This window comes from Mucilaginibacter sp. KACC 22773, from assembly GCF_028736215.1.
Classification (GTDB): Bacteria; Bacteroidota; Bacteroidia; order Sphingobacteriales; family Sphingobacteriaceae; genus Mucilaginibacter.
Map to the genome: position 1 here is coordinate 5,399,290 of NZ_CP117883.1, position 20,017 is coordinate 5,419,306.

Annotated in this window: 17 protein-coding genes and 1 tRNA gene; 6 read left to right on the forward strand and 12 right to left on the reverse strand. The window is 42.4% G+C overall.

The window, feature by feature from the left end:
- Positions 1–25: 25 nt before the first annotated feature.
- The 7 genes from PQ469_RS22295 to PQ469_RS22325 form a co-directional block, all read right to left on the reverse strand.
- On the reverse strand, positions 26–385 hold the full coding sequence (locus PQ469_RS22295; RefSeq protein ID WP_274209641.1) for a hypothetical protein: 360 nt from the start codon (positions 383–385) through the stop codon (positions 26–28).
- Between the two features lie 257 nt (positions 386–642).
- Positions 643–1,167: a hypothetical protein gene (locus tag PQ469_RS22300; protein WP_274209642.1), complete on the reverse strand. Its 525-nt coding sequence runs from the start codon at positions 1,165–1,167 to the stop codon at positions 643–645.
- A gap of 1 nt (position 1,168) precedes the next feature.
- On the reverse strand, positions 1,169–2,383 hold the full coding sequence (locus PQ469_RS22305; RefSeq protein ID WP_274209643.1) for a hypothetical protein: 1,215 nt from the start codon (positions 2,381–2,383) through the stop codon (positions 1,169–1,171).
- A gap of 4 nt (positions 2,384–2,387) precedes the next feature.
- Entirely contained in the window at positions 2,388–4,322 is a 1,935-nt protein-coding gene (locus PQ469_RS22310; protein WP_274209644.1) for a type II secretion system protein GspD, read from the reverse strand.
- An 8-nt stretch (positions 4,323–4,330) separates the two neighbouring features.
- Positions 4,331–5,764, reverse strand: a complete 1,434-nt coding sequence (locus PQ469_RS22315) for a GspE/PulE family protein (protein ID WP_274209645.1) — start codon at positions 5,762–5,764, stop codon at positions 4,331–4,333.
- Positions 5,749–6,282 (reverse strand): hypothetical protein, encoded by a 534-nt coding sequence (locus PQ469_RS22320; RefSeq protein ID WP_274209646.1) that lies wholly within the window; start codon positions 6,280–6,282, stop codon positions 5,749–5,751. The genes PQ469_RS22315 and PQ469_RS22320 overlap by 16 nt, the downstream gene beginning before the upstream one ends.
- A 7-nt stretch (positions 6,283–6,289) precedes the next feature.
- The gene (locus PQ469_RS22325) at positions 6,290–6,664 is read right to left on the reverse strand and encodes a type IV pilin protein (protein ID WP_255369745.1); all 375 of its coding nucleotides are present in this window, start codon (positions 6,662–6,664) and stop codon (positions 6,290–6,292) included.
- Between the two features lie 735 nt (positions 6,665–7,399).
- Between PQ469_RS22325 and PQ469_RS22330 the strand changes: the two genes are divergently transcribed.
- Positions 7,400–7,591: a hypothetical protein gene (locus tag PQ469_RS22330; protein ID WP_274209648.1), complete on the forward strand. Its 192-nt coding sequence runs from the start codon at positions 7,400–7,402 to the stop codon at positions 7,589–7,591.
- A 64-nt stretch (positions 7,592–7,655) separates the two neighbouring features.
- Here the strand turns inward: PQ469_RS22330 and PQ469_RS22335 are convergent, their stop codons facing one another.
- Positions 7,656–8,660 carry an NADP-dependent oxidoreductase gene (locus tag PQ469_RS22335; RefSeq protein ID WP_274209649.1) on the reverse strand — a complete coding sequence of 335 codons (1,005 nt, stop codon included), beginning with the start codon at positions 8,658–8,660 and terminating at the stop codon, positions 7,656–7,658.
- A gap of 392 nt (positions 8,661–9,052) precedes the next feature.
- Here PQ469_RS22335 and PQ469_RS22340 point away from each other — a divergent pair, with 392 nt between their 5' ends.
- Positions 9,053–9,472, forward strand: coding sequence for a winged helix-turn-helix transcriptional regulator (locus PQ469_RS22340; RefSeq protein WP_274209650.1), 420 nt, complete (start codon positions 9,053–9,055; stop codon positions 9,470–9,472).
- 584 nt (positions 9,473–10,056) lie between these two features.
- Here the strand turns inward: PQ469_RS22340 and PQ469_RS22345 are convergent.
- Positions 10,057–10,129: transfer RNA gene (locus PQ469_RS22345), tRNA-Phe, on the reverse strand.
- Positions 10,130–10,420: 291 nt separating this feature from the next.
- On the opposite strand from PQ469_RS22345, the gene PQ469_RS22350 reads away from it, so the two are divergent.
- The 4 genes from PQ469_RS22350 to PQ469_RS22365 all read left to right on the forward strand — a co-directional run bounded on the left by PQ469_RS22350 (position 10,421) and on the right by PQ469_RS22365 (position 14,497).
- Positions 10,421–10,786, forward strand: a complete 366-nt coding sequence (locus tag PQ469_RS22350) for an iron chaperone (RefSeq protein WP_274209651.1) — start codon at positions 10,421–10,423, stop codon at positions 10,784–10,786.
- A gap of 158 nt (positions 10,787–10,944) precedes the next feature.
- Positions 10,945–11,643 carry a hypothetical protein gene (locus tag PQ469_RS22355; protein ID WP_274209653.1) on the forward strand — a complete coding sequence of 233 codons (699 nt, stop codon included), beginning with the start codon at positions 10,945–10,947 and terminating at the stop codon, positions 11,641–11,643.
- A 120-nt stretch (positions 11,644–11,763) separates the two neighbouring features.
- Positions 11,764–13,143 carry a M16 family metallopeptidase gene (locus tag PQ469_RS22360; protein WP_274209654.1) on the forward strand — a complete coding sequence of 460 codons (1,380 nt, stop codon included), beginning with the start codon at positions 11,764–11,766 and terminating at the stop codon, positions 13,141–13,143.
- Positions 13,144–13,159: 16 nt separating this feature from the next.
- Entirely contained in the window at positions 13,160–14,497 is a 1,338-nt protein-coding gene (locus PQ469_RS22365) for a M16 family metallopeptidase (RefSeq protein WP_274209655.1), read from the forward strand.
- A 110-nt stretch (positions 14,498–14,607) separates the two neighbouring features.
- Here the strand turns inward: PQ469_RS22365 and PQ469_RS22370 are convergent, their stop codons facing one another.
- From PQ469_RS22370 to PQ469_RS22380, 3 genes are all read right to left on the reverse strand, one after another.
- Positions 14,608–15,705 carry an AI-2E family transporter gene (locus tag PQ469_RS22370; protein ID WP_274209656.1) on the reverse strand — a complete coding sequence of 366 codons (1,098 nt, stop codon included), beginning with the start codon at positions 15,703–15,705 and terminating at the stop codon, positions 14,608–14,610.
- 150 nt (positions 15,706–15,855) lie between these two features.
- Complete coding sequence (gene galB, locus PQ469_RS22375) at positions 15,856–18,288, reverse strand: beta-galactosidase GalB (protein ID WP_274209657.1); 2,433 nt, start codon at positions 18,286–18,288, stop codon at positions 15,856–15,858.
- A gap of 316 nt (positions 18,289–18,604) precedes the next feature.
- Positions 18,605–19,966 (reverse strand): type IX secretion system plug protein, encoded by a 1,362-nt coding sequence (locus PQ469_RS22380; protein ID WP_274209658.1) that lies wholly within the window; start codon positions 19,964–19,966, stop codon positions 18,605–18,607.
- Positions 19,967–20,017 lie beyond the last annotated feature (51 nt).

A 20,017-nucleotide genomic window follows, 5' to 3' on the forward strand; every position in this document is an offset into this window, starting at 1 on the left:
AATGATAAGGAATTTTTTTTTAATTTTAGTTACCAGCCCGGTTAAGCGTGCAATGCACCACCGAACCATTCAGGCTGATATTCATACCGATAGAATCGTTATAGACAATACCGTTGTGGTACACATCCAGCCCGTTTACGGTAACTTTAAAATGCAGCCCGGCGGTATCGAGCTTGCCCTTGTCAATCGGAAATTCGCCCAGCGGGCTGGCGGCCGTACCGGCGACGGAATCGCCGATGAGCGTGAAATTGTAGGTTAAAGGGTAGAAGGTGCTGTCGGCAGTGAGCAGGCTGCCGGTCCATTTGCCATCGAGGCCGGTGGCGGCCACAAAGCATAAAGCGAAGCAGCCCGATAATAGGGTTGTGATAAGGATTCCTGGTTTCATTTGCTATAGGGGCATCAATAATTTGTAACCAAATTAACAGTGTCCGAATTATTTCGCAATAGGTGTTTTCACCTACTGTCACCCCGTGTTTTAACGGGGTGACTGACACTAAAATTTTACGGAAGATCATTGAATACTATTGTGCCACTACCTGTTTTTAGTATCAAGTAGTTATATCAAGATGGAGTGAGTGATCGGTTGACTCAATCACAAGATCACCAGAATTTGCAAGTGAATCCTTTGTTAATTAAAATCTATCACTTTATAATGGCAACAAACACCCGCATCCCAAGCACCTTTGTTTCCGTATTACCCCCAACTACCTTACCCGATACAAAGTCAACCGCGCGTATTAAACCGGTACCGTCCGTAGCTTGCAGTTGCTGCAATAATTTGCAAAGCGAAAAAAAATCGCCTTCAAAATCCAGCCGCTGGATGATGTATTTATCGTCGGGAGCCGGGCTGGGTTGCACCGGTACTCTCGATAGCCTCACGTTTAGCTTTTCGGCCTGCAGGGCAATCGTGGTGATCATGTTGCTGCGCATGGTGGCAGTGTCTATTTTAAACCGGGCGATAATATGGTTTAGGTTATTATCTTTCCGCTCCAGGTAGCCGGGCTGGTAGGTAAGATCGCCGGCCTGGGCTATTTTTTGCTGTAGTTGGCGCCGGAGTTTCCAGGCGTCTACCGTGTGGCTGAATGAAAAGCGGTAGCATACCAGTAAAAGCAGTACCGATCCGGCTATCAGCAGGTATTCCTTTTTAATGTTGAGGTTTTTCGGCATGCTAATAGTTGATAATAATGTTAAACTTGCCCGTGTTCTGGTCGTTATCAAATTCGAAGTTATCCAAGCCCGCGCCTTTTACCCATTTTAATGTTTTGATGCGTGCTATCCATTCATTTACGGCAATAACCTGTTGCGAATTACCTGAAAGCTTTATCCGGCGATCTAAAAAGTGCTGCCCTCGGGAATCTTTATTGTTAATGTCGGGAGGGTTTATCGCTATTTCCTTCAGGGTTACTTCATCCGGCAGCAAGGCAGCAAGCTGATCGATAATCCGGGCTTTGTTAAAACCGCCGTCCCAGCCCATGTCCTTCAGGAGCGCTTCTTTTGCTTTAATCTGCGCGGTGAGCATCTGCATATCGCTGTTGCTGTTTGCCGATAGGCTGGCCTGCCCATCGAGGCGGCTATTTTCAGAATTTAACCAGGAAAGGGTTACAAAATTGAGGAGTAAAAGGATAAAGAAAACACCCAATATTAAGGCGCCCGTTACTTTGAGCTTTTTTGTTCCGATAAGTTGCCCATACCGGGTATCCAGCGTATCAACCTTCGCCCTAACCGGCTCCAGTTTATCGGCAAGCACCAGCTGAAAAGCTGCGGCATAAGGCATAATCAATTGCTGATCGAGGGGTTCCGCGCCGATTTTAAGGGTGAAAGGGGCAACAAACGCGGAGCTGTATTGCACGGCGGTCCAGTTCAGGTCGGTATCCCGGCTTATTTGGATACCGTTAAACACCACATCGCTTTCGTAAACGTTAAGCTGATTTAACATGTGGGATGCCGCGAAGGGGCCAAGGCTCAGCATCAGCACAGTAAAACCTTGCTGTTCCAATATATTTATCCAATGGTCGGCCAGTGTTTTCCTTACCAGGGATACAAACAGCTGATCGTGCGATGCAAATTGCTGCAGGTAAAAATCATCTACATTCAGGTTCGGGATTATTTTAGCCATATCCTGCTGTTCGTCGCCGGATGCTGCTGTTACCTGCTTGGTTAAGATGCCTTTGCCCGATAAATTTAAAGCGATGGGAACCTTGGTGCCAAGTTGTTTAGCAAGTCCCTCCGCGTCATCTTTTACACCGAACTTTTTTTCGATGCTAAGCTGCTTATGATCGGTACTAACCTGGCAGCAGTTTATGGTATAGGAGCCATCCTGCGCAATATCTATAGTGATACCGGCCGCCTGGTTAATATGGTAATATGGCGATAATATACCCATAATATTACCTGATAATAGTGGATTTGATAAACAGCACAGTAACCACCTTCGACTTGCTTCGGGTGCGGCTGCTGAAGATCCATTTTAAAATAGGAATCCTGGAGAGCAGGGGTATCCCCGAGCCGCTATCGTCGGTTTCTGTACGCTCCAGGCCGCCCAAAACAATGGTATCCTCGCTGTGTACCCGCAGGCTGGTTTCAAATTTGCTGATGGCCTGCGGTGGCGGCGAGCCATCGGTAGGAATGGCTGTGAAATCGGATATGTTTATCCTGATGCCAAGCGTAACCTGGTCGTCGCCGGAAACAATGGGTTTTATAGCGATAGACAAATCGGCATTTACTTCCTGGTACACATTGGTGAATATAGATTGCGCGCTTTGGATAGAAGGGATGACGTTTTGCGTAGTGTTTTTATAATAACGCTTGCTGCCTATGCTCAGCGTAGCCGAATGGCCGTTAAGTGCTGTTAACTTCGGCACCGAGCGCACATCTATATTATTGTTATTCTCCAGCGCCTGCAACCTAACGTAAAAATTAGGCACCACATGGCCCAGGTTGAGCGAAGTAGCTTTGCCCACACTGTTTAAAAAGTCGTTAACGCCTTTGGCGCCAAAAGTATAATCTATGCCGGGTAATACCGTGCCCCCCGTTTTTACACTGTCTGAAACACCGGCAGAAATACCGGTTGAAACACTCCTGGTTTTGTGAACATCTATCATGGTAACTTCTATCAGTACCACCGGAACAAGCACGTCCATCTGTTTGATAAAGCTTTCTACCTCATCTATCTGGGCCCCTGATCCGGAAAGTAAAAGGGTGTTTTGTTCGCGGAATTCTTTAATCTCGATACCACGCTTCCATTCTGAGGGGATCATGGTGATAACGGTATCAATTGCACGGTTTTGCAAGTGAATAGCCCTGAAGGTACGTAACCCTTCCAGCTTGCGGTCGCCAATTACGTAAATGCCTTTTTCGGCATGAAAGGTGTATTCGGTGCTTTTAAATAACAATGTTAGCAGGTCGTCATAACTAACATCATTTACGTGGAGGGTTATAGACCCTTTAATATCAGAGTAAATGGAATAGTTTTTTCCTGTTTCCTGCGAAGCACGTTTAACCAGATCGATAATAGGACTGTTAACGGCATCTACCGAAATCAGCTTTTGGCCGTTAACCTGCCTTACAAATAGCCCGCTGGCACCGGCAGCGCCTGGTTGGGCGGTGTTACGGAAGGATTTCCTCACGCCGGTATTTTTATCGCCGTTAACATACACTTCCTCGTTTTCGTCAAGCGGTTGAAAAAGGTAAAAATCATCTGCCGTATGCACCATTTTTATTTCATTGGCATAAGCCAGCTTGCCCAAAGCCGTCTCGAAGGGGGCATCAGCAATATAAGAGGTAACCGTTTTGCCTTGCAATGAACCAGGCACCACAATGTTTTTGCCGGATAACTGTGTTATTCTTTTTGCCGCTGCAGCCAAACTGTCGTTATTTAATGAAAGTGAGAGGGTGCTGTTTGCCGCATTATATTTTACGCCCAGTTCCTTAGGCGGAGGCTTTAAAAACTGGTTGGGGTCCCGGTAAGGTGTGATATTGATAATGGAGCCAACAACAGCAATATCCAGATTATACTTTTGGGCAAGCAATAACAATATATTGGATGCCGAAACACCGGTGAAGGTATCCGAGATACTAAAATTAAGCCCAGGATCGGAGCTTATACTTAAATTATTGGAGCGCGCAATAGCATTCAGGTATTCGTGAATGGATACGCCGGTAACCAGTAATTGCACTTTTTGGTTAAGCCCGGGAACATCAGTTGCAAGCTCATCCAGTTTTTGTTTAATAACCTGTAGCCTGTCCTGCTGTTGGGCGCTGGCCGTTATGGCTGCGGTAAACAAGTAAAAACAAATGATAAGGCAGGTAATTTTTTTTAACATATAATACTTTAATAATTAAATAACAACGGGTATATCTCGTCAATAGATGTCTGGCCATCGGCAAACAGGCCAAAAGCATTTTCGGCAAGGGTTTTAATGCCCCGTTCTTCTAAAAGTGCCTGTACCTGCATATTACCGCTTTTTATTTCATTGGCCAGGTCAAGGTCTACGGGTATTACCTCGTAAACGGCTTTTCTTCCTTTATAGCCGGTGTAATAGCATTTTTCGCACCCACGGGGTGTATAATGGGCCGAAACTTCGCGGTAAGGCTTAAACTGTCGTGGATACAACGTTTTGTCAAAATCCTTTTGCACCTTACAATGCGGGCAAAGCAATCGAATCAATCGCTGGGCCACTGTGGTATTCAGTGTATTGGCAACCATATATGACGGGATGCCCATATCAATCAACCGGGAAACCGTTCCCCAGGCGGAATTGGTGTGGATAGTTGACAATACAAGGTGCCCCGTGAGGGCGGCCCTTATAGCCATGTTAGCGGTCTCGGTATCCCGGATTTCGCCAACCATAATCACATCCGGGTCCTGTCGCAGGAAAGTACGGAGGGCGGCGGCGAAAGTGAGGCCGATAGCCTCTTTAAGCTGCACCTGGTTAACCCCTTCCAGCGTATACTCTACCGGGTCTTCTATAGTGAGGATATTACGGGTCTCCTTGTTCAGCAGTTTTAACGTAGCATACAGCGTAGTAGTTTTACCAGAGCCGGTAGGCCCGCTGATCAGCAGGATCCCGTTTGGCCTTTTGGCGCCCTGGAGGTAATTATCCAAATCAAATGCCGAAAATCCAAGACTGTTCAAATCAATATCTGTAGCATCGTTATTTAAGAGCCTAAGTACAACCTTTTCGCCATAGAGAGTGGGCAGGATAGACGCACGAATGTCGAACTGGTGCCCCTGGTGACTGAAATTGATCCTGCCATCCTGGGGCAGCCGTTTTTCGGCAATATCCAGGTTGCCCATGATCTTTACTTTATTAATCAGCGCGGGGTAATCGTCCTCTTTCAGCAGGTAACGCTCCACCATGTTTCCATCAATCCTGATCCTAACCCGGCACTTGTTCTCATAACGTTCAATATGAATATCACTGCTTTTCAGGTTTTTTGCTTCGCCAATCAGGTTCATCAAAAAGCTATCCTCGTCATGGCGTACATTGGCCTGCAGTGCTCCGGTTGTGGTATTATCCTTAATATAGTAGGTAGCCAGCAGCCGGGCAATTTCGGAAACAGCAATGGGTTCCAGGAGAATATCCAGCCCCAGCATGATTTCTAATTCGGCGGCAAGGCTACCGGTATCGGCATTTTCTTCACAATACAACGCAAGTTGCCCATTAACCCGCCCTTTGGGCAGCACACGGTAATGCCAGGCCATATCCTTAGAAAGGATGTGGATATGCTCGGTTAGTAATGTGATCTTTAGTGCTGTATCCATGGTGTAAGGTAACGGAGCAACCAGTAGTCATCAGCAATATCGATATGAAAATACCACCAGTCGCCTGCTAAAAATACAATAAATAATAAGGACTGTAACCCGGCCAGTGGAATATGTTTGCCCTTATTGCCGGTTATAAACTGATAAAATATCCATAATATTAAAACTAAAGGGATACTAACTATATAAAAAAAAACATAGTTGAGTGCCGACAAATAAAACCCGATAGCTACCAAAAATAAAATATCGGCCCAGCCCATTAAGCCTTCGGTTATGTTAATAAATCGCCTCCTGCTCACAAAAAGGTAGCCGGTTAATATCGCCAGAACCAGCACCAGGAAGCTTAAGTTAACAGCAATCTGTTCGCCGGCTAAGGAAGCGTCTTTACCCTCGAGCAACTTGAGGCTTATCAATCCGATAGTCAGCAACGGAAACAGCGCCCAATGCACGGTCCGAAACCAGAAATCCTGCAGGAGGATGACGAGCAGGGACAATAATAAAGCAAAACGGATAGCCAACAACACTTTAATCCGGGGTTACTTCTTTTAACACTTTGTCCTGGTTCATTTCCCAAACGTTAAAATTACCGTCCTGGTTAAAATCAACAACCGAAGTTGCACGGGCAGTAAAACCGGTATTGGAAGCATTGGTAATCTCTATCTTATAGTTCGCCCTGGCATCCTTGCCTTCGGTACTTAGCTTTTCCTGGATAAAGCCCAGTTCGTTCAGGTCATTGGTATATTTGGAATGTTCGTAGAAATAAGTCTTCTCGAGCATCGATACGTGTTCAAGTTGCAGCTTAGCTTCGGTGGTTTTTGCACGGGTAATCACGGGCAACAGGTTGGGCAGGGCCAACAATACTAATATACCGATGATGATCAGTACAACCAGTATTTCCATGAGTGACAGCGCTTTTAGCGCGCTTTCGGGGTTTGGTTTGAGGTATTTCTTGACAAAAAACATAGAATAGCGAATATACGGCTCAGGCTTAAGGGCAATAATTTTAATTTGGAGTGAAAGTTAATAAAATCCCGTTAATTATTGTTTTAATTTTTTTTTAAAAATATTGATAAAGCGTTATTCCATTTGGTTCAAATTTTCGAATCTTATCCCCCAACTTTTCCGGCGTCAGGGATACCTCTTTCTTCCTCTTCAGACTTGCTAATATCTACGCCTAACTCTTATCCTCCCAACTTTTCGGACTGATCCAAAACTGCGTTTGGAGCATACAGAGGCTCTTTCTCCACAAAAAAAGCCTCTTAGAATTAACTAAGAAGCTTTTGAAAGTGTGGTGGCTACTGTACAAATCTCGAACTATTTCCTGTCTGATTTGCGTTTAATAGCCGATTTAGACTTATAAATTGGGGGGCTATTCATAGAATTACAAGTTCGATAAGAATCTTTCGTTAGCCCCAAAAGGGAATGCTTTTAACATTTGTTAGAATTTTCAGAGGTTATTAATCACTTTTCCTTTGGGTTCATTATACCACGGAACAAAATTTACCGTCGAAGGCATTTCAGAATCGCTTAGTTATGAAATGGCGCAATTTGGCGATAAGTAAAAATTGTTGAGCCAGGTATGAGATCTATAGTAGCGACGAAAATATGACTGAATATCAATAGCTTGTTAATTCTTTGATAGCAGCAACGTCCGCAATAGCTAAAAATGCTTCACCTGCAAGTGTGGTGGCCGGAGTAATATTTAAAGCCACAACAGATCAATTAAGCTATACAACGGGAGAAGATGCCAAAATGCTTACGGCAAACTGTCAGCAATACGATGACCCTGCATTTATAGGCAGTATAAAATCACAGTTTAGCCTTTAAATAGTAGAAATATGAATCCAATTGCAAAATGTTTCACCGTTCAAACTTTCCGCAGCCAGACAAACTACTTAACCTTGACAACAACTTTTCCTTTGGCACGACCAGTTTCAACATAAGCCATTGCTTCGTTTGTTTGTTCAAACGGAAACACTTTATCAATTATTGGACGGATTTTTCCTGCTTCAATCAAAGCTGTAATTTCGCTTAACTGTTTGCCTTCTGGCTTCATAAACAAAAACTTAAAATTGACATTCAATTTTTTTGCTTTTCGTCTTGTAGACAAACTCAACAAATTGGTGAGCATTTGCAGGTGCCAGCCCAAACCGATTTCTTTGGCAAATTCGGCTGTTGGTGGACCTGTAAGAGAAACCAATATACCACCTTGTTTCAAAATTTTCAAAGAATTTTCAAGCACTTTTGCATCTTTAATGCTATGTAGCACAACATCATAATCTTTTAAAATATTGACAAAATCTTCTTTTTTGTAATCAATTACTAAATCAGCACCCAAACTTTTAACCAATTCAATATTTGTTGTGCTTGTGGTTGTAGCAACATAAGCACCAATATGTTTTGCCAGCTGAATAGCAAATGTACCAACACCACCAGAACCTGCTTGTATAAATACTTTTTGACCTTTTTTTAGTTTTGCAATTTTAACAAGTACTTGCCAGGAAGTAAGCCCAACCACAGGAATAGATGCAGACTCTTCCATGGAAATATTTTTTGGTTTTAAAGCCAAATCATTTTCATTTACAGCAATATATTCTGCAAAAGTGCCAATTTTAAAATCAGATGGCCTTGCATAAACTTCATCGCCAACTTTAAATTGAGCAACCTTTGCACCTGCTTTTGTAACAACGCCTGCCATATCCTGTCCATTTACAAACGGTGTTTTGTAGGGCAGAAATAATTTAAAGTCGCCATTTTTAAGCATTGTATCTGACAAGTTTATGGCTGCTGCATTGATTTGAACCAATACCTCGTTTTCATTTATTGTTGGTTGTGCCCAATCGGTTAAATGTAATTTTTCTTTTTTGCCGTAGCGTTCTACTGTAAATGCTTTCATTTTTATTGATTTTTTAGATTTGTTTATATTTTGATAATAGAATTTTCAAATGTTTTGTAAGCGAAATGCTGTATTGTCAAAAACAACGAAGCACCTTGCTAACAGGATGGATTTACGAATGACTTTACAGAATTATCATCAGCAATATCCAACGCCAATATTTTAAATGGCACTTGTATCTACTTGGGTTGCGACTTGTGCCAACTCCTTGTAACCACTTTCGTGTAGCTTGGTTGCCACTGTCAAACCAAAGCCTAACGAAGCGATTGTTCATTTTATACTTTGACTATTTATTTATAAATTTGCTTTCATTTTGCAAGTACAAACATACAAACAACTTTCAAAATGCAAGCAATTATTGAATTCTTTTTAAGAAGTTTATGAATAAGAGAATGGAAACAGTAAAAAAAAGGTCGGACTGCCCTATCAGTTGTTCACTTGACATTTTTGGCGACAGGTGGTCGCTATTGATTATTAGAGATATGATGTTCCATAATAAATCAACTTATGGCGACTTTTTAAAATCAGCAGAAGGTATAGCGACAAACATTTTAGCATCAAGACTTCAAAGTTTAGAAGATAACAAACTCATCGAAAAGTTGGAACACCCGGACAGTAAGGCAAAAGTGTTATATAAACTTACTCAAAAGGCAATAGACTTATTACCACTAATTGTAGAAGTTCATTTGTGGGCAGAAAAGTATTTGGACATTCCAGCCGACCTAAAAGTAATGATAAAGGAAGCAAAGAAAGACAGGAACGAATTTATTAAGGTAACGACACGACAATTAAAGAAACAAATTGCACCCTGAAAAAGGGCGAACGGCTAACGTTGGTTTGGTAATATGACGACAGAAGTGCTTCTATGAAATATTTGTGCAAGGTTCAACGGCAGCGGTTCTAACGAACTGTTGAGCTAAAATCCACCACATTGCAAGTTGGAGAACTGTTAGGCGCAACCCTGACCATCGGTAAATTAATTATCGTCCGAGGCCGATTGAGTTATCCTTTACTTTTGAATTTTATTTAAATAGGGCGTTGCGACACATTTCCGTTTGCTGATGGAATTCAATTAATTTAAGTGTTGGTCCCTGAATACATTTGGAGGAACGCCAACCTCTTTTTTTAATAAACGGGAGAAACAGATTGGATTTTCAAAGCCTAAAAGAAACGCTATTTCTGCAATGTGTATATTAATGGAGATGTGACCACCCTGTTTCGGGCCAAATTGACCCAGGGGTTAGCTGACTTTTGGGTTGCAGCAAATGCTATAAAAGCACGTACAAAAATAGTTATTTAAAAGGTAATTTCATTAAAAAACTACGTTTGGAGCATACAGAGGCTTTTTCTCCACAAAAAAAGCCTCTTAGAATTAACTAAGAAGCTTTTGAAAGTGTGGTATCAGCTGGGATCGAACCAGCGACACAAGGATTTTCAGTCCTTTGCTCTACCGACTGAGCTATGATACCTCCTTTTGGGGAGTGCAAATGTAGCTTTTTTTTTGTGTTTGAGAATTATTTTTTGAAAATAGTTTAAAAAAAGCGCTCAACATACTGTAACAAAGGGTATTATTTTTACTACGATACCACTACCCTTACTAATTACCTTAATTACCATTTATCTTTCTGTTTAGCCAGTATTCCCACTGATATAAAAACATTGTATAAAATCAATCTAACTACATCAGTTTGCATAGGTTTTGTATATTTAGGTGTTTAAAACATTTATAAACCTGGCTATCAAGGCCTAAAACCAATGTTATGATGACAACTAAACCAGCCTCTATCGATGAATATATTGCAGCCTTCCCCCATGATGTTCAGCAAATACTGCAACAGGTACGTGCTACCATCCAGAAAGCGGCTCCCGAAGCCAAAGAAAAAATAAGCTATGCAATGCCTGCCTTTACCCTCCACGGCAACCTTATTTACTTTGCGGGCTATAAAAACCATATTGGACTTTACCCTACACCGGGCGGAATAGATGAATTTAAAGAAGAACTATCCAACTACAAAGGTGCCAAAGGATCGGTTCAATTCCCCCTGGATAAACCAATGCCTTTAGATTTGATAACCAGGATTACCAAATTCCTGGTAAAACGGAACCTGGAAAAAGCAAAAAAGTAAAACCTTTTTATTTAAATAATTCATATTGCCGCAGGGTTTAATAGTTGTCTCACATACAAAAGGCCCGGTAAACCCTTTCAAATCTTTGAACGGCATCATCTTCCTGAACAACGTTGTAAAAATAAAACTGAGTAAAATCGTGTTATCTTTGTAACGCTATGAAAAATCTATCTTTTTATATTTTGTCTGTTGCCCTCTTTGCATCCGCCTGCACAAAAAAAGACGTTGCCTGGTACAGCATATCCAAAGTAACTAAATCAGACACGGCCAGTAAGGTTATCGTTAATATCAAAACCCGACTGACGAAAGAACAACTGCTTGGTATCGCCGGAAAAATAAAATCAGACAGTGCAGCTTTGCCTAACCTGCAACTATGTTATATGCTGCCCGGCCATAATGATAAAAATACCGGATCGAACAATTTTTACGCCATTGCCAAATATCCCAGTGCCCAAACGGCAACTATGCAGGATACATTAAAAGATTCGGAAGGCAACGTTGTAAGGCTGAAAATAACCGGCGTATCTGCACAGATGGCCCAAAAACTGGTTAATTTTCATCCAAAGGAATTAAAAGACCAAAACTTTTTCGGGCACTTTATTGATGATAACAACCATACCGTTATTATTCCCTTCAGGGATTTAACCGATCCGAAGAAGGAGTATTATATACTGGAATTGGATACAACAGGCAAAGTGGTATCTGCAACAATCCCAACTGTGGTTACTAAGGATGGTATCGAAAAATGGTTTGTGACTGATCGTGGAGATTATATCACCATAAAAGATAGCATACTTACCCAATACTCTATTGATGATTTAGGCATGCCTTACAATAGTATTAAATCGGGCTTATAAATAATATACGCAATCAGTTTATACCTTTTAACTAAAAATTAAGTTAAAAAAGGATAATTTTTTCCTTTTCCTAATTTATACCAATATATTTATAGTGTTTAAAACATTATAAATATATCTATGACCCAAAATCTTATTAAAACCTTAACACTGAGTGTTATCGGGGTTTTTAGCTTTTGCCTTGCAATTGCCCAGCCCCGGCTGCCGGAAGGCTACTTCTGGAAAAAGCTTCCAAACGGACTGGAAGTTGTTGTTATTGAAAATAGCAAAGTGCCTTTGGCTACCATTGAAATTGCCGTAAAAAACGGTGCTTATACCGAAGGTCCCGAATTCAGCGGCCTGTCGCACATGTTCGAGCATATGTTTTTTAAAGCCAACAAAGATTATCCAGACCAGGCATCATTTCTGAAACGTACGCAAGAACTTGGCGCCATATGGAATGGCACTACCGATGTAGAGCGCGTAAACTATTTTTTTACTTTTGACAGGGATAGCCTTAGCGCAGGTTTAAAATTCATGAACGCAGCCATCCGCTTTCCTATTTACCGCGAGGAGGATATGAAAAAGGAACGTCCTGTTGTGGACGGCGAGTTTCAGCGTGCCGAAAGCGATCCGGGTTTCCAGTTATGGTACGGTATCCAGCAAAAGTTATGGGGCGACCTCATCACCCGTAAAAATCCAATCGGTATTCACGAAGTGATTAACACCGCTACGCCCGAGAAAATGATGGTCATCAAAAACAAATATTATTTCCCTAACAACAGCTTGCTTACTATTTGCGGCGACGTAAAACATGATGCAGCTTTTGCCATGGCCGAAAAAATATTTGGCGATTGGGAAAGCAGTGGTTTCAACCCGCACGAAAAATATCCTATCCCGGCATTTAAGCCATTAACCCAAAAAGAATATTTTATTAAAGAAACCACCATAGCGCAAACACCATCAATGCAAATTTCATGGCAGGGGCCGTCATACCTTACCGATTCGGCATCTACCGTGGCTGCGGATTTGTTTGGCACTATTGTGGGTTTAAACTCGTCGAAACTACAGCAGGCTTTGGTTGATAAAGGGCTGGCAAGCAGCGTATATGTAAGCTACACAACCAGCAAATACGTTGGACCTATTGATATGGGTATTGAGCCGAACCCAACCAAACTTAAAGAATGCTATGACGAGGTAATAAACCAGATAAGCCTATGGGCAAAGGATGATTACTACACCGACGAGCAACTGAAAGACGCAAAAGCTATATTATTGCGTAACAGCATTCACCGTAAAGAAAAGCCATCAACCCTGGCCAGCCAGTTGAGTTACCAATGGTGTAGCACATCGCTCAATTTTGCTACCGACCTTGATAGTAATTACCAGAAAGTAACCCGTGCCGATATCAAAAAATTTGTGGATACCTATATCATCGGTAAACCATATGCGGCAGGCTTAATTATATCGCCCGATTTGAGTAAACAACTGAATGCAGCTTCATTTTTTGTAGCTAAGTAATTTAAAAGATCTTATCATGATGAAGAAATATATGTTGGGCCTGCTGATTATAGCGGCGATAGGAAATATAAAAACAGTACAGGCACAAAAAGCTGCTTACGAAACTTCGGTTGATGGCGTTAAGGTAATTGTACAGCCAAGCGGTAATGATATTGTAGAGATACAAACCATTATTAAAGGCGGCGTACAAAACTACTCGGCCGAGAAAATGGGTATCGAATCTATGGCGATGAACGCCCTAACCGAATGCGGCACCCTTAAACACGATAAAAACGCGTTTAAGGATATTCTGGATAAAGTTAGCTCAACCATTTACGGTTACAGCAACAAAAATTATTCGGTAGTACGCATGAACTGCATTAAAAGCGATTTGGACGTTGTTTGGCCGCTATATGTTGAGGCCATGACCCAACCGCGTTTTGATGCCAAGGAGTTTGCCCGTATTAAACAGGACGCAATTACCAATTTAAAAAGCCTTGACTCCAGGCCGGATAATGCCATTGATAAGTTTGCCGATAAAGTTGCATTTGCAAATCGCGACTATGCCAAAGATCCGATGGGAACAGTAGACATACTGACCAAATTAACGCCCGAAGAAACCAAAGCTTATTATACGTCCATCTTCACCAAATCGCGCTTACTGATAGTTGTTGTGGCCGATCTTGATCAGGCTACTATCGAGGCCAGAGTAAAAGCGATGTTGGATGGTGTTAAAAAAGGCCCTGCTTTCGCGTTTAAAAAAGCATCATTCAAGGTTTACAAAAACAGCATTAATGTGGAGCAGCGCGATTTGGCCACCAACTATGTTGAAGGTATCACCAGCGGCCCTATCCCTGGCACTGAAGATTTTGACGCATTTAACGTAGCTATGCGGATCTTCGCTAACCGCCATTTTTTAGATGTGCGTACCAATAATGGTTTATCATATGCACCGCAGGCCTGGTTTAGCGTTGGGCAAACATCAACCGCACGTTTTTCGGTATCAACCACGCAGCCAGATAAATATATAGCCGTGTTTGATAAGCTGGTTGATAAAGTAAAAACAGAAGGCTTTAAACCCGAAGAAGTAGCCAACATGAAGGTTACCTACCTAACCGGTTTTTATTATAAAAACGAAACCAATAGCGCCCAGGCATCATCTATCGCATCAAACGAAGTGTTATTTGATAACTGGAAACGCTCATTAACTTTGGTTGATGATGTTAAAAAATTAACTGTTGAGCAGGTTAACAACGCCTTTAAAACCTACATCAACAATATTGTGTGGGTATACCAGGGCGACCCTAAAAAAGTAAACCAGGTTTTATACATCAACGGAACCCTGAACAAAGGCGAAAACGGTGTCAATCACTAATTTAAGTCAAAATTAAAAAATCAAAAGTCAAAATTGCATAGCGGTTTTGGCTTTTGATTTTTATAGCCTCCATTATATTGACCGCTTTGCTTCCTTTTTTGAATTTTTACTTACTTCACAGGTAGAATAACTTTCTTCCTCCTCTTCCATATATCGCCTTTATGGCGGGTGGGTACGGTGTCACCAAGTAGTTTGCCCCATGGTTTAAGGCCGTCTATCCGGTCGAAAATAATTTTCAACACGGCCAGGAACGGAATGGACAAGAACATGCCAGATAGTCCCCATAGCATATTACCCAAAAATACTACGATTATAGACATGAGCGCGTTGATCTGAACCTTTGATGATACGATATTTGGTACCAGGATATTGTTATCAATGAACTGGATTACCAGGTAAGCCCCAATTACGCCCAATTGTGTCGAGTAGCCATCTTTGGTAACTGTAGCCATCAATACAGGCAAGGCTATGGCAATAATACCGCCTAAATAAGGCACCAGGTTAAGGATAGCGCCGATAACTCCAATCAGGATGCCATACTTTACACCAAGCAGTATAAGCGCCAGCGAATTCAGCGCCGCCACAATTATCATCTCAATTAACAAACCTATGATATAGCTTTGTACAGCGGCTTTGGTTTCCTGCAATACATCGGCTACGCGTTTGGAGTTCTCCTCAGAAAATACTTCGTAAAAAAAGTTGAGCAGTAAAGTTTTATAATAAAGTACCAGGAAAACATAAACCGGTATAATAAATACCAACCCAAATATACCTAATACCGAACCCAGGGTACTACCCAACAGTGATTGGCTGTTATTCATTGCCTCTTTAATAAGCAGGTTTTGCTTTTGTACGGGGTAACCAAAAGTTGTTGCCACCCATGATTGCGCCGAGGCCGAGATAGTTGCAAATTTTTGCTTCAGCACGGGCAGCGAATCGCCAAACTGGATTATTTGGGTAGATAGAAAATAAAACAACCCCGCTATGGCTATGGATGCCAACAACAAGGTAATGGAAATAGCTATTGCTTTAGGCACCTTTTTCTTTTCCAGCCAATTGCAAACCGGGTTCAACAAAATGGCGATAAATAAGGAGTATGCTACGGGTACAAAAACATCGGCCAGCTGGTAAAATATGTAAACCAATAAAATGAGCCCGAACATGATAACGGTGCTCTTAAGATAAAACGGGTATTCTTTGGCAGGCATAAAACAAGGTAATAAAGTATTACCAATTAATGGGTTAAACGCCCAATTGTTTTACGGATATTAAATGTTTATGCATTTAAAATAAAAATGTCATTGCCTTTGGTCTAACAAAAGCAATGACATATCGGTATTTCTTTAGATTTCGGTTGGTTATTTCGCAGTCAACGTAATTGTAGCAGCAGGCAAGCCTTTTGATGTTGCTGTAAATGTAACGGCGCCTGCTTTTTCCTTTGCCTGTACAATGGCCAGTGCTAAGCCATGGAAAGCTTTACGGTACGATACCTTGAAAGAATCGTGTGTAACAGGATCGCCGTTATCAACGCTGGCAACAAAGGCGGGGCCGCTTATTTTAAAGTCGACCAGGTTATCTGCATCGGGGACTACGTTGCCATCTTTATCCAATATTTTTACGGTGATGAACGACAGGTCTTTTCCGTCGGCTTTGATGAGTTTACGGTCGGCTGATAGTTCGACCCTGGCCGGTTCGCCGGCAGTATGGATAAGTTTGGTTAACACCACTTTACCATCCTTGCGCGATACCGCTTTAAGCGTACCTGGCTCATATTTTACACGCCACATGATGTGCAGATCGTCGCCGGTCTTCTTTTTGGTGCCTAATGATTTGCCGTTCAGGAAAAGCTCCACTTCATCGGCATTATTGTAATAAGCCCAAACGTCAACCATTTTGCCCGGAGTCCAGTTCCAGTGCGGGAAAATATGCAGTACCGGCTTATTTGTCCACTCGCTTTGATACATGTAGTACACATCTTTAGGGAAACCGGCTAAATCAACAATACCAAAGTACGAACTGCGCGACGGCCAGCTATATGGTGTAGGTTCACCTAAATAATCAAAGCCTGTCCAAATGAACATCCCCGAAAGGAAATCATATTTCTTCATCACCTTCCAGGTCATCTCATGGGTCGATCCCCATGGTGGTCGTACGTTGTCATAAGCCGATACATTATTACCTTCTCTTTCAAATGGTTTATCCCATTTTTCGGGCCATACACGAATGCTATCTGATGGCATCTCGTAAAATCCGCGTGTCTCCAGCCCGGATGTTGTCTCGGTGGCTATGAATTTTTTACCGGGGTAGCGGTCATGAAAACCGGCATACTCCCCTTCATGGTAATTGTAACCCACTAAATCTAACGCGCCTGAAGCTATGATCTTATTTTTTGCATCCGGGTTATTGTTGGCTGCTGTAATAGGGCGGGTAGTATCAAGGCTATGCACTATTGCAGCAAGCTCCGGTGCTATCCTTAAAGCCGTGGAATCATGCTGTTGCGGAATTTCGTTACCAATACTCCATATCATTACGCTGGGGTGATTACGGTCGCGCAGTACCTGGTCTTCTAAGTCGCGTTTATGCCATTCTTTAAAAAACAGGTGATAATCGTATTTAACTTTTTCCCATTCCCAGCAATCAAAGGCTTCATCCATTACAATGAAACCCATTTTATCGCAAAGATCAAGCAACTCCGGCGCTGGTGGATTGTGCGAGGTACGGATACCATTACAACCCATTGCTTTTAATATTTGCAACTGGCGCTCCAATGCGCGGGTGTTGATGGCCGCGCCAAGGCTACCCAGGTCATGATGATCGCATACGCCTAAAATTTTCATGGCCTTACCATTTAAACTAAAGCCTTTATCCACATCAAAATTAAAATAACGGATGCCCACAGGGGTAGTATACTCGTCGATAACGGTTTTGCCAGATAGTACCTGCGTAACCGCTTTGTATAAATAAGGCTTATCAACACTCCACAGGGTTGGATTTTTTAATGCAAGGGTAGTATTTGTTTCAAATATGGTATCCTGTAATTGTGCTTTAGATGGTATTGAGCCGCCGCCTGCAACTGCTTTACCAAGGGCATCATATAATGTAGTTTTTACAACCAGCCCAGCAGCAGATGATCCGTGTTTTACGCTTACTTTGATATTTACTTTTGCCGATGCATTGCTTACATCTGTAGTGGTTACAAAGGTCCCCCAATGGTTAATAGCAGTTTTAGCGGTAGTAACGAGCCACACATTCCTGTAAATACCAGAACCGGAATACCAGCGCGAATTTGGCTGAACCGAATTATCAACCTTAACAGCTATAACGTTATTACCGCCAAAATTTAGATACGGAGTTAGCTCATAGCGAAATGAAATATACCCATTAGGCCTGAAACCAAGCAGGTGCCCGTTAATCCACACTTTGCTTTTTTGGTAAACGCCGTCAAAATCAATGTATACCAATTTGCCTTTTGATGATGCCGGAACGGTAAATGATTTACGGTACCAGCCTATGCCACCCGGTAGTGCGCCACCTTCGGGTGTTGCAGGGTTATCTTTGCTGAATTTGCCTTCTACGCTCCAGTCATGGGGCAGGTTAAGGCTACGCCATTTGGCGTCGCTGGTGACGGGCTTTTCGGCATCAGCCACCTCGCCCAGGTTAAAGCGCCATCCTTTGTCAAAATCCAGTGTTTGACGGGTTTGCTGAGCAAACGATTTGGCGCTAAAAAACAGCGCGACAAGCAACAGGCCACTAAGCTTAATGACCTTTTGGAAAGATTTTATAGCGTACATAAAGGCAACAATTGGATTAAATGTAATTACGACACTAAATTATAAATAATTGTGGGATTTAGAAATAAAGAACCTTTCATCCTAACGCACGAAAGAATGACAAGCTTCATTTTCTGTCATCCTGAGCGATAGCGAAGGATCTATTGTACGCCATGCATAACCGCCAACAAAGTTCGCGAATAGATCCTTCGTGCCTCAGGATGACAGTCTTTTATTTTTGAATGTAATTTCCCCGTTCCAAGTTTCTCGAAATTTTACCACTCAGAATAACAGTAGTATAAACTACAACCGGACGGGACATGGTATGGTGAAACGATTACTTCTTCATGGTATTCACCATACTAAACCCTACCAGTTCGTCCCAGCGGGCCGTTGCGGGGCGGTAGTAAACCAGTAACTGGTAATCGTTTTCGGTTTCAAAGTGGCTACCTTCAATGGGTACATCGTCGGCTTTTTTAGTTGCGTTGTCAACCCAAACATATTCGTAATCATATACGCCCTGCTTTAGCAACAGGTTGATATAATAGCGGCCATTCTCGTCGCGTGTAAGTTTACTGCGTTCGTCAATTTTGTAATCGTTAAACATACCTACAATGTATGGCGTGCCGTCGTTCCCCGTGGTATTTGCGGCCAGGCTAAAATAAACGCGGGCATATTCAGCGTCGTTACGTGGGTCGCTGCCGTCCTGGTTCAGGATATAAAACTTCCCGTTGTTATCAAAGTACTGCACATAATTGGGATTATTGCGCCACGGATCGCCAATCAGCACCACTATGTTGGCGGTATCTTTATAAATCCTGGCCACCCTTTGCGAATTGAGCTTAAGCGTACGCAAATCAAACAGCCTGAATTCGTTACGGCCCTGGAAATCGTTAATAGCTACATCATTATAAACTAACGAAGTGCCGCGGATATTGGTAGGTCGGGTATTTAAAATACCCGTTGATATACGTGCATTTTGCATTACAAAAACCCGGATATCATAAGATGGATTTTGCACCCTAAGGCTCCCATAGTCGACAGTGAAGTTTAACTTTTGATTGGTTTGGCGAGTTTGCGTACTTGGCGAAGCAAGCGTATTGGCCGCAATTGAAACCTTTTGACCCACCACGTATAAACGCCGGGTAAGGATCATTTTGGATTGATCGCCATCCTCATAAACCTTCAGGATGTAATTGCCGGATATTTTGGGCGCGATATTATCATTAGGGATCTGCTGCTCGTAATGCGTATATTTTTGGAACGTACCTATGGAGTAGCTGAAGGTATAAAACCTATCGTCCTGGAAATTTTGCAGGTACTCGGCCGGCGAAAGGTTTGAAGAGTTCCAGTTGGCATCACAATGCTCTATAGTGTAATTGTAATTGCGGGTGCCGCCACGCAGGTCGTCAAAAGCCAAAAGTACTTTATCATCGCTGCCCAGGTTTATAACCGGGAACAGCTGCTTGCCTGTGCCGTTAAACTCCACACTTTTAATGGCTGGGTTGTAGACATTGTTATCGTAAGGGGATTGGGCAAGGGTTTGAAGGGAGAGGCAGGTGAAGAAGAAAAAGTAAACTATCCTCAAAAACCGAGCGTCATTGCGAGGCACGAAGCAATCCCCGATATGCAAAGTGGCCTTGCAAGGTTGCCTTGTATAGTTGGGGATTGCTTCGTACCTCGCAATGACGGGTTTCATAGATATATTTTACTTTAAAACTATCTCATTGCGAGCGCAGCGTGGCAATCT